Source organism: Mesorhizobium tianshanense (genome assembly GCF_007830515.1).
Taxonomy (GTDB): domain Bacteria; phylum Pseudomonadota; class Alphaproteobacteria; order Rhizobiales; family Rhizobiaceae; genus Mesorhizobium; species Mesorhizobium tianshanense.
In genome coordinates, this window is sequence record NZ_VLKT01000010.1 from 1 (window position 1) to 13,852 (window position 13,852).

Consider the following 13,852-nt stretch of genomic DNA (forward strand, 5'->3'; position numbering starts at 1 on the left):
CGTCCGAATAGACGGCGCCGAAACGCTCCTCCAGCACCGGCCAGTCGATCGCCTGCGCCAGCCGCACCAGCTCGTGCTTCATGTTGATGATCTGATCGAGCCTGGAGCGGAACAGATCCTGCTCTCCCGTCTCGCGCTTCTCGCGTGGCTTGGACATTCGCCGTCCCCTCGATTCGCCGCCGCCGAACCGAGTGAATCACGCTCCGCAGCACAAGGGAATCGCAAAACCAAATTGCAGGAAAACAGCGCTCATAAACCGCCAATCCTGCAATTCCAAAGCCGCTATCCGCCTCAATCAACATGCCAGATCAATGGCTTGCGGATAGTTCACGGTCGACTAGTTCTTCTTTTTGTTAAGAAAACGCCACGGTGAATTTGCCGGCTGCGTGATGGTGTCCGGCACTGCATCAACGTTCACCACCTCCGCCTTGCGCACAGTATAGCCCGACTGGATGACGCTGGCGCCATCGAGGAGGAAGAGCTGGCTTTTCTCCATGCCCGGCTCCAGCGCGCCGGTCACGGAAACAGGCTGGTAGGCCTGCGATATCCTGTAGGGGCGGGAGGGCGTGACGAGCAGGATCTGATTGGGCGGCGGCGTTGGCATGTGGCTGCACGCACCCGTCCACGGTACCAGCAGGAATTGGTAGACGAGATCGCCCTCGCGATCGATCGGTAGCGCGTACCCCGCCAGTTGGACCGTCTTGTCCTGCAGATTGAGTGACAGCGTCTCCCCACGATCAGGCATTTTTGCCGCGATCATCGGCAATCCCACGCTTTCGGAGGCGGGCTGGGTCGCCGGGCGCAGATCCTTCCAGAGTATGTGCGTGGTTTCGGCGGAAGCGCTGCCCGCCGTGATGGAAATCAGCATCGCCGCCAGCGCCGCTGTCGATTTGAGACGATTGCTCATCGTGTGCTCCCATTCGACATCGAGTAAAGCTGCCGTCGCCGACAGCGTCAACGTTCGAGCCGCATCACATGCCGGCGCGAGCCAGCCATGCCGATCTCGTGGAATCCGCGGGCCACGAACATGTTTCGAAATCCCATAAATCTGTAGCTCGGCGAAGCCTTGTCGACCGGATAGGCCTCGATTGTCCTGGCGCCGTTGGCGAAGGCGTGATCGATGGCCGCGTCGAGGAGGGCGCTTGCCAGCCCACTGCCGCGCGACGCCTTCGGCACGTAGAAGCAGACGATCGACCATATGCCCGCCTCGGTATCGTCCTGCTGCCGCGACAGCTTGCGATAGGTCTCGCGTGGAGCCACCGAGCACCAGCCGACGGTCCTGCCTTCGGCATGGGCGAGAATGCCGACCGGCGTGCCGGCTTCGATGAGCGCCATCACGCCCCGTCTCCTCTCATCATTGGATGCATGCTCGCGGTTTTCCAGACGGCGCCAGGCCATGCACCAGCAGTATTTTGGTGCGCCAGGCTGCTCGAACAGTTTCTCGAAATCGGCACGCGTCGACCGCGTTACGTCCGTAAAGCGGATTTGGCTCTCGTTAGCCTTTCCTGGCGAGCCGCTCGAGCGTCTTGGCATTGGAAAGTTCCCTTGCCGCATCCTTGCCGATCCAGCGCGCCGTCTTGTCGGTCGAGACCGCCAGCTTCTGTGCCAGGGCAAGGGCAGGGCCGTGCAAACTCATCGATCGCTTGCCGATCGAACGAAGCGCCCAGTTTATCGCCTTCTTCACAAAATTTCGGCCGTCGGTGGCATGCGCTTCAATGATCGACAGGAAGTCGAGGAAAGTCGATTCGGGTTCTTTCTTCCGATGGACGACCGACCAGGCCATCATGGCAAAGGCCGTGCGCCGAACGAATTCCCGTTCGTCGGCCGCGAACTCGCCTACCAGTTCCCTCCAGGAATCGGTGTCGACAAAGAGATCGGAGACGCCGTCGACGACATCCCAAGAATCGAAAGTCGCCGCCCATCGTCTCGCATCCGCGGCAGAGAACCGCTTCGGATCGGCCGTAACGGAAGCGATGAACTGCGCTTCCATGAGGCCTGTCTGCCATAGCTCAAAGGCACGCTCATGGTTGCGCTTGATTTTCTTGGCGATCTGCCTCTGCACGCCGTGCGAGATACCAAGCGCACGTTCGATCTTGATGCCATAGCGCAGCATGCCGCGGCGGTTCTCCTCCGAGCCGATCGAGCGCAGATGGGCGACGATCTCCTCGGCGCTGGATTGCGGCGAAAGCTCGGCCACGGCAAAACCTATTTTTCTAATCGTGCCAGCAGCGAGGACGTATCCCAGCGCTTGCCGCCCATCGCCTGCACGTCCTTGTAAAACTGATCGATAAGTGCCGTCACCGGCAGCTTGGCACCGTTGCGGTCGGCTTCCGCCAGGCAGATGCCGAGGTCCTTGCGCATCCAATCGACGGCGAAGCCGAAATCATATTTGCCGGCATTCATCGTCTTGTGACGGTTCTCCATCTGCCACGATCCGGCGGCGCCCTTGGAAATCACCTCGATGACCTTTTCGATGTCGAGCCCGGCCTTCTTGCCGAAATGAATACCCTCAGCCAATCCTTGCACCAATCCGGCGATGCAGATCTGGTTGATCATCTTGGTGAGCTGGCCGGCACCGGCCGGGCCCATCAGCCCGACCATGCGGGCATAGGCATCGATGACGGGCTTCGCCTCGTCGAAGGCTTTTTGCTCGCCGCCGACCATCACGGTCAGCACAGCGTTTTCGGCGCCTGCCTGACCGCCGGAGACCGGTGCGTCGAGGAACGAAAATCCGCGCACTTGCGCCTTCTCCGCCAGTTCGCGCGCGACTTCGGCCGAAGCCGTGGTGTTGTCGATGAAGATCGCTCCCTTCTTCATCGTTTGGAAGGCACCCTCGGCCCCGATCGTCACCGCACGCAGGTCGTCGTCATTGCCGACGCAGGAAAAGACAAAGTCCTTGCCGTCGGCCGCTTCGGCCGGCGTCTTGGCAGCACTGCCGCCATGCTGGCCAACCCATTGCTCGGCCTTTGCCTTGGTGCGGTTGTAGACGGTGACGTCGTGGCCGCCCTTGTTCCTGAGATGTCCGGCCATTGGATAGCCCATGACGCCAAGACCCAGAAATGCCACCGATGCCATGTTTTCGAATCCCTTAGAAGCCAGCTTTCCGGCCTTCTTAGCGGATCAGGCGAGGCTATGGGAGTCAGCGTTGCAGATGGATCGTGATGCGCCGTTCGATCCATTCGACCGCGTGGCGCAGTATCTCGACAATGATCAGATAGATGATCGCCGCCCAGACATAGGACTGGAAGTCGAAAGTGCGCGAATAGGTGAGCCGGGTGATGCCCATCAGGTCATAGACGGTGATGATGGCGACGATCGCCGAGCCCTTGATCATCAGGATGATCTCGTTGCCGTAGGGTCGCAACGCCACGATCAATGCCTGCGGCAGGATGATCTTCCACATCGTCTGCAATTTGTGCAGGCCGAGCGAGGCGGCACCCTCCCACTGGCCCCTGGGTACGCTCTGGATCGCGCCGCGCAGGATTTCGGCCTGATAGGCGGCAGTGTTGAGCGAGAAGGCGAAGATTGCGCAGTTGAACGCCTCGCGGAAAAAACCCCAGAGGCCGACCATCTCGAGTTGCGGCCGGAAGGAGCCCACGCCGTAATAGACAAGGAAGGTCTGGGCCAGCAGCGGCGTGCCGCGAAAGAAATAGACATAGGCATAAGCCAGACCCGAAAGAATCCGGTTCTTCGACATGCGGGCATAGGCGATCGGCACCGACAGGATCGCGCCGAGCACGATCGAGATGGCGACCAGCAACAGCGTCACACCAAGGCCCGTCACATAGGACGGCGCGTACTTCGCGAAAAGTTCGCCGTTCCAGGCGACAACGAGATAGGCGGCGATCCCGGCGAGAAAAACGATCCACAGACAGACCAGCCCGTAGCCGAGAACGCGTTGCCGGGGCCAGCCGCGTGGCAGAGCCGGCGGTCGGTCGACTTTGGCGGCGGCTACGTTCATCGCTGCACCTGCTGGCGACCGACCGCACGTTCGATCGCGTTGATGCCGAAGGACGATATGATGGCGAGGAGCAGATAGATAAGAGCGGCAACACCGAAGAACAAAAAGGCGTGCTTGGTGACGCGGGCGGCGACGCCCGCTTGGCGCAATATGTCGGTAAGACCGATGGCGGACACCAGGGCGGTGTCCTTGAGCAGGATGAGCCACAGATTGGCAAGACCCGGCAGCGCGATACGGATAAGCTGCGGCAGCACCACAAGCCGCATCGTCTGCCAGCCCGACAGGCCAACCGAATAGCCGCCCTCGTACTGTCCCTTCGGGATGGCGCGGAACGCGGAGAGGAAGACCTCGCTGGCGTAGGACGAGAAGACGACGCCGAGCGCGATCATGCCGGAGACAAAAGCATTCACTTCGACCGAGGCGGTCGGATCATACAGGTGTATTATTTGCTGGATGCCGACTTGCGCGCCGTAAAAGATGATGAACAGGGTCAGCAGTTCGGGCAGTCCACGAAAGATCGTGGTGTAGATATTGCCGGCCAGCCGCAGCGACGGCTCACCGGATTGCTTGGCCAATGCGACCAGAAAGCCGATCACCAGACCGACGGGCAGGGTCGCGGCTGCAAGCGAGACGGTGATGAAAACGCCGTAGGCGATGTCGTCGAGCCAGCCTTCGGGTCCCCAACTGAGCAGCGTCCAAACGCTTTGCATCCGCCTGCCTGGTCTCCCTTATTGGCTCTTTGAGAGCAGCGGTGTCACCCCTCGTGCGCCGCTTGTTGTGCGAACGGCGGGAATGTCCCGCCGTTCGCCGTCAATCCGGAGGGATCAGGACTCGCCGCCGTAGACGTCGTATTTGAAGTACTTGTCGTTGATTTCCTTGTACTTTCCATTGGCGCGGATGGCATCGATCGCCGCGTTGAACTGATTGACCAGCTCGGTTTCGCCCTTGCGCACGGCAATACCGGCGCCCGGACCATGGATCTTGATGTCAGGCGTGATCGCACCGATCAGCTTGCAGCAGGCGCCGTCCGGCGTGGCAAGCCAGCCTTCGAGAACGGTGATATCGTCGTTGACCGCATCGACGCGGCCATTGGCCAGATCGAGCTGGTATTCCTGCGCGGTCGGATAGGGCTTGATCGTGCTGTCGGTGTAGGTTGCGGTCGAATAGTTGAAATGCGTCGTCGAACCCTGCACGCCGATCGTCTTGCCGGCCAGGTCCTCCTTGGTTACGCCCTTGATGTCGCTGTCCTTGGGCGCGACGATCGCCGGTGGCGTGTTGTAGTATTTGTTGGTGAAGTCGACCTTCTCGGCACGCTCCGGCGTGATCGACATCGAGGCGATGATGGCGTCGAACTTACCGGCCTGAAGCGCCGGGATGATGCCATCCCAATCCTGCGCGACGAACGTGCACGTCACCTTCATCTCGTCGCAAAGCGCCTTGGCGATGTCGATGTCGAAGCCTTCGAGCTTGCCATCGGCGGTCAGGTTGTTGAATGGCGGGTAGGCACCCTCCGTGCCGATCCTGAGGGTTTTTTCCTGAGCTTGGGCAACGCCAAGCGTCAGCAGCGCGGCCGATGCGGCGAGCGCTATACGCAGTGCAATACGCATGATGGTCCTCTCTATGTGTCCCGGCCGTCGTTCCAAACGGCTCTGTGGGCGGTGCTTTTGACCGCCCGCTGGCTCGATACTCCCACTCTTTTCCGAGAAAAAGCAACTGCAAAACCGTTGCCTTCGGGATTTTGCATTCGCGGATAATGCTGACGCTGGGGCAGGCACGGTAACGGAAAGAGAGGGCTGCCGAATGCTCCTTAGGCAACCCTCAGCGCGCCAAACCTGTCGTGCGCTCGATGAAGTCGACTATCGATTTCGTGTCGTCGAGATCGAAGACTGGCAGGTTTTCGCCCGCTACGGCGAAGTCGGCTGCGATGGCGACTATATGCGGATCCTTTGCCGAAAGCGGTGCCCGGTCCTTGGCCTCCAGCCGCCGCGTTTCGATCTTGCTATGCGCCTCGCGCTTGTAACCCTCGACCAGCACGATATCGCAGGTGCCGAGCCGCGACAGGATCGCGTCCAGCGTCGGCTCGTCCTCGTCGCGCAATTCGTGCATCAGCGCCCAGCGCCTGTCCGATACGATGGCGACTTCCGTGGCCCCGGCCTGCCTATGGCGAAAGCTGTCTGCCCCTGGTTTGTCGATGTCGAAATCATGATGGGCATGTTTCACCGTCGAGACTTTCCAGCCACGCCGAGCAAATTCGGCGACCAGCTTTTCGGTCAGTGTCGTCTTGCCGGAATTCTTCCAGCCGGTGATGCCGAAGACGCGTCTCATCATGGCTCCATGCTCTGCAGCAGACGTTCGGCTTCGGCAAGGTCGTCGGGCGTATTGATGTTGAAGAAAGGATCGATCTCGTGCCCACCAGAGCTCCACATCGGAAATTCGACATCGACAACGCCGTACCGCTCGATGAAGGCGGAGACCCGCCTATTGTCTTCATCGACCAGGAAACGGCGCAAGGCGTCGTGCAGACCAAGCGGCCAGAGCGCGAATGTCGGATGCCGCTTGCCACCCGAACTGGCGACAGCGATCGCGCCGGGACGTTGTTTGACTACCGCGGCCAGCCGCCCGACCACATCCTCGGGAAAGAACGGCGTGTCGCCGGCGACAGTGACGACCCCGTTGCAAGCCATGGATGCCCACTCGAGGCCGGTCAGAATGCCCGCAAGCGGTCCTGCGTAACCCTCAACCGTATCGGCAAGCACCGGCAGTCCGAACCCCGCAAAGCGTGTCGGATCGCCGTTGGCGCTCAGCGCCAGCGGTCCGACCTGCGGGGCAAGACGCGCTACGACTTGGTCGAGTACGCTGCGGCCTCCCAGAGTAAGCAGGCTCTTGTCCCCGCCGCCCATTCGCCGCGACTGGCCGCCGGCCAGAATGATCCCTGCAATGTCTCGGTTCATCGTCCGCCTCGCTGCCCCAAATCGTCAGGTTCCAGCGACCCTCGGGGCTCATCTATATGCCGTCCGGTGCCATATCAGGTCCAGCGCTTTCGGCGGCGGTCTTTTGCCGGCCGACGATGCGTTCCCGGTAAAGTGCGTAGAGACCGGAGCCGACGATGACGGTGGCGCCGAGTATCATCGGCAGGTCGGGGACGTCACCGAAGATGAACAGGCCAAGCAGGATCGAGCAGAGCAGGGCTGTGTAGCGGAACGGCGCGATGAACGAGATGTCGCCGACCCGCATCGCCATGATGATGAACTGGTAACCGGTGACCACGAGCACTGCCGCCAGTGCCAGCAGCGCCGTGCTTTTTCCCGCCATCGGTGTCCATCCACCCATTGGCGAAAGCAGTGCCGCCCCCAGCACCGTCATGGCGAGTGCCGTGGCGGTCGACACCAGCAATGTCGGAATGGCTTGCGGTATCCGCTTGGTGGCAAGGTCACGCACCGCACAACAGATGACGCAGGCGAGCGCCAGCAGCGAATAGACACTGAATCCCTCGAAGCCGGGCCGCACGATGATCAGCACGCCGGCAAAACCGATGGCGATGGCCAGCCAGCGCCGCCAGCCGACGCCTTCATTGAACACAAGTGCTGCGCCCATCGTCACCGCCAGCGGCAGCGCCTGCAGCACGGCTGAGACATTGGCGATCGGCAGATGCGCCAAAGCAACCAGGAACGACACCGTAGCACCGGCTTCGCCGGCAACGCGCACCGCAACCATCGGCTGCAGCATTGAGCCGGGGAAGGCAAGCGCACCGCGTTGCCAGGCAAGCAGGCCTACGAAAAGCGAAGCAAAGGCGCCGCGGATCAGCATGACCTGCGCCATGTTCATGGATTCCGACGCGAATTTGGTGATCGCGTCGTTTAGGGTGAAACCAATCATGGCCACCACCATGAACAGCGCGCCGCGCAGATTTGGCGAAAGAAGCAAAGGACGTTACCAGTTGTGCTTTGCATCAAGCCTGTAGCAGCCGGTCACAAAACCGCAACGTCAAAGGGCTGGACCACAGCCTTTTCGCCGCTCCGGAGCGGAACGCCAGGCTGGAACGTTTCGCGGTAAATCCGGCAACCGCTTGCGGACTGGACTTTTTCTGGGCGTGACCGAAATGTTCACGGACCCCTGAGGCTGTCAGCTATCATTCCAACCAATGGGTCGTATTTCGATTTCAGAGCCGGCGGGTAATTGATCCAGACGCTGCGGATGACGCCGTCCTTTCCGAACAGACGACGCTCGTAAAAGATGGTCCCGTCCTTGAGTCCCGACAGCACCGCCCAGTCCTTGCCGGTCCTGCTGTAGGTGATCTTGTAGCTCGGCCCTTCGCTGGATTTCTCAGCGGCAACAAAACCTTTCGGGGTGTCGTGATCGATGTTGAAGATGCCGGAGCAGATCAGGCTGGCGCCGTCCGCGCTGAGCCATTGCTGCCCGTCGCCATTCTCCGGCTCTGGCAGGCGATCGGTGAAAATCTCGTCGGGAAAGGTGCAGACGGTGCCAAAGCGCGCATTGGTATAAGTGAACGGCGCGGCGACCGCGTCGGTCGTCGCGATCGCCGCCAAAAACGCCAAGATCGAAAAGAAATGCTTCAAACCATCACCTCTCAGCCGACGACCGGAGGCGATCTTGCACTAAATCGGCGAAGAAATCAGCCGCCGGTGACGCTCATGTGCCGCGACACCGATGGACGGTTGGTGCGGCGGTCGATGATGAAATCATGACCCTTGGGTTTGCGGCCAATGGCTTCGTCGATGGCCTCGGCGACCAGCTCGTTGCCTTCGGATGCACGCAACGGTGCACGCAGGTCGGCGGCATCCTCCTGGCCGAGGCACATGTAGAGCGTGCCGGTGCAGGTCAGCCGGACGCGGTTGCAGCTCTCGCAGAAATTATGCGTCATCGGCGTGATGAAACCGAGCCTGCCACCGGTCTCGGCAACGTGGACGTAGCGGGCAGGGCCGCCGGTCTTGTAGGAAATATCGGTCAGGGTGAACTGCCGCTCAAGTGCTGCGCGCAGCAGCGACAGCGGCAGGTACTGGTCGGTACGGTCGGCATCGATCTCGCCCATCGGCATGGTTTCGATGACCGTCAACTCCATGCCGCGGCCGTGCGCCCAGCGCAGCATCTCCGGCAGCTCGGCGTCATTGAAACCCTTCAACGCCACAGCATTGAGCTTCACCTTCAACCCCGCTGCCTGCGCGGCGTCGATGCCGTCCATGACCTTGTCGAGATTGCCCCAGCGGGTGATCTGGCGGAATTTTTCCGGGTCCAGCGTGTCCAATGAGACGTTGATGCGCCTGACCCCGCAATCGGCAAGCTCGGCGGCAAAGCGCGAAAGCTGCGATCCGTTGGTGGTCAGCGTCAGTTCTTCCAGAGCGCCACTTTCGAGATGGCGGGCAATCCGGCGCACCAGATGCATGATGTTCTTGCGTACAAGCGGCTCGCCGCCGGTAAGACGCAGTTTCCTGACACCCTTTTCGACGAAGACCGTGCAAAGCCGGTCGAGCTCTTCGAGCGACAGCAGATCCTTCTTGGGAAGGAACGCCATGTCTTCGGCCATGCAATAGGTGCAGCGGAAATCGCAGCGGTCGGTGACCGATACGCGCAGATAGCTGATCGTGCGACCAAAAGGATCGATCATGTCCATGCGAGTGCGTTTCCCGTGGCTGCGAACGGCATCGTTATATATGGCTATGTGATACGATCCAACCTGCCATTCAAGATAATAGGTTTCGATCCGTGCTAACATCGCGTCGCCGACAGATTGTGTCGGAAGTCTCGACGCAGCCTTTCCCCGTTGCGCGAAGCGGCGTAGGGGAAGGGCAGATGATGCGGAACTTATCACCATGACGGCGCCGAAGGAACTCAGGGTCTCGAAGGATCGCAGGCTGCTTACCGTGACGTTCCCCGACCATCAGCCGTTCGAACTGCCGGCGGAGTTTCTGCGCGTTGCCTCGCCATCGGCCGAAGTACAGGGCCATTCGCCCGAACAGCGCGTCACCGTTCCCGGCAAGCGCAACGTCGCGATCCTGAAGATCGAACCGATCGGCAACTATGCCGTCCGCATCACCTTCGACGATTTCCACGATACCGGCATCTTCACCTGGAACTACCTGCATACGCTGGGCCATGAGAAGGACGCACGCTGGGCCGCCTATCTCGCCGAGCTCGAGGAAAAAGGGCTGAGCCGCGATCGCTAGCTCGCAACGATCCATCGTCGCGAAGGCGTCACGGACATGGAGTAGCGGCGGCGGATATTCGGAGACGAAAACATGTCCATCATCACCACGGTCGAACAGCTCGAAGCGCTCTATGGCCTGCCCGGCGAGACTTCTCTGGTCAAGGAACTCGACCATGTGATTCCCGAATACGCCGCCTTCATCGAGGCCTCGCCCTTTGCCGCGCTCGCGACCAGTGGGCCGGAAGGGCTGGACTGCTCACCGCGCGGCGATCGCGCCGGCTTCGTGCGCATCCATGATCCGAAAACCCTTATGATGCCGGACCGGCGCGGCAACAACCGTGCCGATTCGCTCCGCAACATCCTTCGCGATCCGCGCGTCGGCCTTTTGTTCCTGGTACCCGGTTCCGGCACGACACTGCGCGTCAACGGCCGCGCCCATATCACCGCGGATGCCGCGCTCTGCGCCTCGTTCAGCGTCGACGGCAAGCCGGCGCGCTCAGTCACAGTCATCGATGTCGATTCGGTCTATTTCCAGTGCGCTCGCGCCGTCCATCGGTCGGAACTCTGGAACCCGGCAAGGCATGTCGACCCGAAGTCGCTGCCGACACCCGGAAAAATCCTGGAAATCACCAGCCGGAAAGGCATCGACGGCGAGGCGTATGACAGGGAATGGCCGGAGCGCGCGAAAAAGTCGATGTGGTGAGCGGATCGCTCCGCGAGCTCCATCCTTTTGTTTGAGCATCGGATTTTCCAAAAACCGGTTTCCACCCCCGGGGTCAGGCCCGAGGGCAGGCTTTTTGGGTCCGATGCTCCGGTCACGCTTCCTTGAGCACGTCGGCAATCTTGCGCATCTGCTCGCCGATCATGTCGCATTGCTCCGGCGTCGATTGGCTCATTGCCTTCTCGATCAGTGCCATATGGACCTTCAGCGCCTGCATCAGCAGTTCCGTGCCGGCTTCGGTCAAGGTCAGCCGCAGCACCCGCTTGTCCTTCTGATCGCCTTCGCGGCGCAGCAGGCCGCGTGTTTCGAGTTGCGGCAAAAGCATGGTGATGTTGGAGCGTCCGACCAGCAGCCGGCGGGCGAGATCGTGCTGCGACATGCCGGGATGGCGGTAAAGGTTCATCAGCACGTCGAGCTGCGCCGGCTTCAGATCCAGCGGCGCGAGCTTCACCGCCAGCGTGCGCTCCAGCACGTGGCAGGCGCGCGCCACCGCGACCCAGTTGCGAAAACGCGGGTTGTCCCAGGGTAGCTCTTGTTTAATGTTCATGTTTGAACTATTATGTTCATGCTTGAACGAATGGATGGATCGCCACTATGGCATCATTTGGATTGAAGGTCATCCGGGGCGTGTTTGCTGCCGCCGAGCACGTGGCCCCCCGCCTTACCGGGCGCGCTGCGTTCGAACTGTTCTGCCGCACGCCGAACGCCAAGGTTCTCAGCGAGGGCGAGCGACGCGCCGTCGACCGCGCGGCCGGCTTCATGGCCGAGGCCCGCCATCATCGGCTGAAGACCAAAAACGGCTGCGTCATGGTGCATGAGTTCAGGCCAGAGCCGGGCAGGGTGGCCGCCGGTACGGTGCTCGTCATCCATGGCTGGCGTTCGCGCACCGAATATATGCGCACGCTGATCGAGGGTTACCGTGACGCCGGTTACAAGGTTGTTTCGCTCGACCTGCCGGGCCATGGCCAATCGCAGGGCCGCCGGCTGACGTTGGTCAGCGCTGTCGAAGCCGCACGGCTCGCCGGCGAATGGTTCGGCCCGTTCGTGGCGATCGTCGGCCATTCTTTCGGCGGTGCCGTTGCTGCCAATGCCGTCGTCGGTTCGGTCAAGAACATTCCGCCGCTGGCGGCCGGGCGGCTGGTGCTGATCGCGGCGCCGAGTTCCCTGCCGGCGATCTTCAACGATTTCAGCCGCATGCTCCGTGTCGGCCCGCGCTCGCAGGCCGCCATGGCCGACCGGGTCGAACACATCGCCGGACGGCCGCTGCACGATTTCGTCGGCGATCGCCAGCTTGCCAGCACGCCGGTGCCAACGCTGGTCATCCATGCGCCGGATGACCGCGAAGTGTCAGCCGACCATGCAAGGCTCTATGCCGGCGCCGGCGACCATGTGCGACTTTACTGGGCCGACGGGCTCGGTCATCGCCGCATTCTCGCCGACAAGGGCGTGGTCGCGCGCGCAGTCGGCTTCGTTGCCGAACACCGGGAACCGTCGCTGCTGCATTGATTTGACCGAGAATCCGGCTGCCATGCGGCCGGTGTCTCACGCCGCGTCCGTGCCGGCCATCGCCTTCCACGCCGCCATGGCCCCGGCCACCGTCGCCAGAAGCGCCGCGCGCGATGCGCCGTCGCGCGCCTGGATCGACATGCCATGCTGCACGGTCGCGTAGAAGGTCGCAGCCGTGCTGCTATCGAAGCCTTGCGGCAGTTCGCCTTCCGCCACGCCACGTTCGAGCCGTTTCAGCAGGGCCGCGCGGCTCTCGGCTCGGCGGCGGCGCAGGTCATCGCAGATGGGGCCGCGACTTGAGTCCTGGTGCAGTGCGCCGAGCGCGATCAGACAGCCTTGCGGACGATCGGTCTGCGAATAGGCCTTGGCCGTCTGACGCAAGAAACGCTCGATCGCCTGGCGTGCGGTCGGCGCCTTCTCCAGCGCCGACCAGATATCGGTGCCTTCGACCTGCGTGTAGAGTTCGACCGCCTCGAGGAACAGCGCCTGCTTGCTGCCGAAGGCGGCATAGAGGCTGGGCGAGTTGATGCCCATCGCCGCCGTCAGGTCGCTCACCGATGCGCCCTCGTAGCCCTTGGTCCAAAACACCTCCATTGCGCGCCGCAAGGCGGCGGTTCGATCGAAGGTGCGGGGGCGTCCTCGTTCAGGCATGGCATCCTTTTCTGTATTGATTGATACATAAATCAGTTGACGTATGCGGGCAAGGCTGACAGATATTTATGTATCGATCCTTACAAAATGGAGAACAAAAATGTCATCCAAAGGCTTGAACGGCAAGGTGGCGCTCGTCACCGGCGGCAGCCGCGGCATCGGCGCGGCGATTGCGCGAAGGCTCGCGGCCGACGGCGCCCGTGTCGCGCTCACCTACGTGAACGGCGAGCAGAAGGCCCGCTCGGTCGTTAGGGAAATCGAGGCAGCCGGCGGTCGCGCCATCGCCATCAAGGCCGACAATCGCGACGCCGCCGCAATCCAGGAGGCGGTCAGCGAGGCGGTGAGGGCTTTCGGGCGGCTCGACATCCTCGTTAACAGCGCCGGTATCTGGCGCGCCGCGCCGATCGACACCTTGCCGCTCGCCGACTTCGATGAGACCATGGAGGTCAATGTCAGAGCCCCGTTCGTGGCCTCGAAGGCGGCAGTCGAGCATATGGGCGAGGGCGGCAGGATCATTTCGATCGGCAGCAATCTGGCGGAGCGTGTCACCGACACCAGCCTCAGCGCCTATTCGGCCAGCAAGGCGGCATTGGTTGGCTTGACCAAGGCATTGGCGCGCGACCTCGGTTCGCGCGGCATCACCGCCAACGTCGTTCATCCCGGGTCGACCGATACCGATATGAACCCGGCCAGCGGTCCGCACGCCGAGCACCAGCGACAGAAAATGGCGACGCCTCGCTTCGGCAAGGCTGAAGAGATTGCCGGCATGGTCGCCTGGCTGTCAGGTCCCGAAGGGCGCTTTGTAACAGGCGCTGCACTGACCATCGACGGCGGCGCCAACGCCTGACCC

Annotated in this window: 18 protein-coding genes and 1 pseudogene; 4 read left to right on the forward strand and 15 right to left on the reverse strand. The window is 61.9% G+C overall.

Translation table 11 applies throughout. From position 1 onward, the window contains the following. The 13 genes and pseudogenes from IQ26_RS09605 to moaA all read right to left on the reverse strand — a co-directional run. Positions 1–157: pseudogene (locus IQ26_RS09605) on the reverse strand (IS5/IS1182 family transposase); the annotation flags it as partial. 180 nt (positions 158–337) lie between these two features. Next, positions 338–907 (reverse strand): DUF3299 domain-containing protein, encoded by a 570-nt coding sequence (locus IQ26_RS09610; RefSeq protein WP_145716574.1) that lies wholly within the window; start codon positions 905–907, stop codon positions 338–340. A gap of 47 nt (positions 908–954) precedes the next feature. Beyond that, positions 955–1,335 carry a GNAT family N-acetyltransferase gene (locus IQ26_RS09615; RefSeq protein ID WP_240547047.1) on the reverse strand — a complete coding sequence of 127 codons (381 nt, stop codon included), beginning with the start codon at positions 1,333–1,335 and terminating at the stop codon, positions 955–957. Between the two features lie 160 nt (positions 1,336–1,495). Then, complete coding sequence (locus IQ26_RS09620; protein WP_145716251.1) at positions 1,496–2,197, reverse strand: DNA alkylation repair protein; 702 nt, start codon at positions 2,195–2,197, stop codon at positions 1,496–1,498. A gap of 8 nt (positions 2,198–2,205) precedes the next feature. Beyond that, the gene (locus tag IQ26_RS09625) at positions 2,206–3,099 is read right to left on the reverse strand and encodes an NAD(P)-dependent oxidoreductase (protein WP_276316415.1); all 894 of its coding nucleotides are present in this window, start codon (positions 3,097–3,099) and stop codon (positions 2,206–2,208) included. Positions 3,100–3,139: 40 nt separating this feature from the next. Further along, positions 3,140–3,961: an ABC transporter permease gene (locus tag IQ26_RS09630; RefSeq protein WP_145716255.1), complete on the reverse strand. Its 822-nt coding sequence runs from the start codon at positions 3,959–3,961 to the stop codon at positions 3,140–3,142. Continuing rightward, positions 3,958–4,671 carry an ABC transporter permease gene (locus IQ26_RS09635; protein ID WP_145716257.1) on the reverse strand — a complete coding sequence of 238 codons (714 nt, stop codon included), beginning with the start codon at positions 4,669–4,671 and terminating at the stop codon, positions 3,958–3,960. Before IQ26_RS09635 ends, IQ26_RS09630 begins: the two co-directional genes overlap by 4 nt. Positions 4,672–4,785: 114 nt before the next feature. Next, on the reverse strand, positions 4,786–5,568 hold the full coding sequence (locus IQ26_RS09640; protein WP_145716259.1) for an ABC transporter substrate-binding protein: 783 nt from the start codon (positions 5,566–5,568) through the stop codon (positions 4,786–4,788). A gap of 211 nt (positions 5,569–5,779) precedes the next feature. Beyond that, positions 5,780–6,289, reverse strand: a complete 510-nt coding sequence (mobB, locus tag IQ26_RS09645) for a molybdopterin-guanine dinucleotide biosynthesis protein B (RefSeq protein WP_145716261.1) — start codon at positions 6,287–6,289, stop codon at positions 5,780–5,782. Then, positions 6,286–6,912 carry a molybdenum cofactor guanylyltransferase MobA gene (gene mobA / locus IQ26_RS09650; RefSeq protein WP_145716263.1) on the reverse strand — a complete coding sequence of 209 codons (627 nt, stop codon included), beginning with the start codon at positions 6,910–6,912 and terminating at the stop codon, positions 6,286–6,288. The genes mobB and mobA overlap by 4 nt, the downstream gene beginning before the upstream one ends. A 52-nt stretch (positions 6,913–6,964) precedes the next feature. Then, positions 6,965–7,885 (reverse strand): DMT family transporter, encoded by a 921-nt coding sequence (locus IQ26_RS09655; protein ID WP_145716265.1) that lies wholly within the window; start codon positions 7,883–7,885, stop codon positions 6,965–6,967. 179 nt (positions 7,886–8,064) lie between these two features. Further along, positions 8,065–8,538: a hypothetical protein gene (locus IQ26_RS09660; RefSeq protein ID WP_145716267.1), complete on the reverse strand. Its 474-nt coding sequence runs from the start codon at positions 8,536–8,538 to the stop codon at positions 8,065–8,067. A gap of 56 nt (positions 8,539–8,594) precedes the next feature. Next, positions 8,595–9,590: a GTP 3',8-cyclase MoaA gene (gene moaA / locus IQ26_RS09665; RefSeq protein ID WP_145716269.1), complete on the reverse strand. Its 996-nt coding sequence runs from the start codon at positions 9,588–9,590 to the stop codon at positions 8,595–8,597. Between the two features lie 199 nt (positions 9,591–9,789). Here moaA and IQ26_RS09670 point away from each other — a divergent pair, with 199 nt between their 5' ends. Together IQ26_RS09670 and IQ26_RS09675 are read left to right on the forward strand one after the other, a co-directional pair. Then, on the forward strand, positions 9,790–10,143 hold the full coding sequence (locus IQ26_RS09670) for a gamma-butyrobetaine hydroxylase family protein (RefSeq protein ID WP_145716272.1): 354 nt from the start codon (positions 9,790–9,792) through the stop codon (positions 10,141–10,143). A gap of 72 nt (positions 10,144–10,215) precedes the next feature. Continuing rightward, complete coding sequence (locus IQ26_RS09675; protein WP_145716274.1) at positions 10,216–10,827, forward strand: pyridoxamine 5'-phosphate oxidase family protein; 612 nt, start codon at positions 10,216–10,218, stop codon at positions 10,825–10,827. Between the two features lie 112 nt (positions 10,828–10,939). On the opposite strand, the gene IQ26_RS09680 is transcribed toward IQ26_RS09675, so the two are convergent. Further along, entirely contained in the window at positions 10,940–11,392 is a 453-nt protein-coding gene (locus IQ26_RS09680) for a MarR family winged helix-turn-helix transcriptional regulator (protein ID WP_091590958.1), read from the reverse strand. Positions 11,393–11,439: 47 nt separating this feature from the next. Here IQ26_RS09680 and IQ26_RS09685 point away from each other — a divergent pair, with 47 nt between their 5' ends. Then, the gene (locus IQ26_RS09685; protein WP_145716276.1) at positions 11,440–12,351 is read left to right on the forward strand and encodes an alpha/beta hydrolase; all 912 of its coding nucleotides are present in this window, start codon (positions 11,440–11,442) and stop codon (positions 12,349–12,351) included. Positions 12,352–12,387: 36 nt separating this feature from the next. Here the strand turns inward: IQ26_RS09685 and IQ26_RS09690 are convergent, their stop codons facing one another. Continuing rightward, complete coding sequence (locus tag IQ26_RS09690) at positions 12,388–13,002, reverse strand: TetR/AcrR family transcriptional regulator (RefSeq protein WP_145716278.1); 615 nt, start codon at positions 13,000–13,002, stop codon at positions 12,388–12,390. Between the two features lie 100 nt (positions 13,003–13,102). Between IQ26_RS09690 and IQ26_RS09695 the strand changes: the two genes are divergently transcribed. Beyond that, positions 13,103–13,849: a 3-oxoacyl-ACP reductase family protein gene (locus IQ26_RS09695; RefSeq protein ID WP_145716280.1), complete on the forward strand. Its 747-nt coding sequence runs from the start codon at positions 13,103–13,105 to the stop codon at positions 13,847–13,849. Positions 13,850–13,852: the final 3 nt, after the last annotated feature.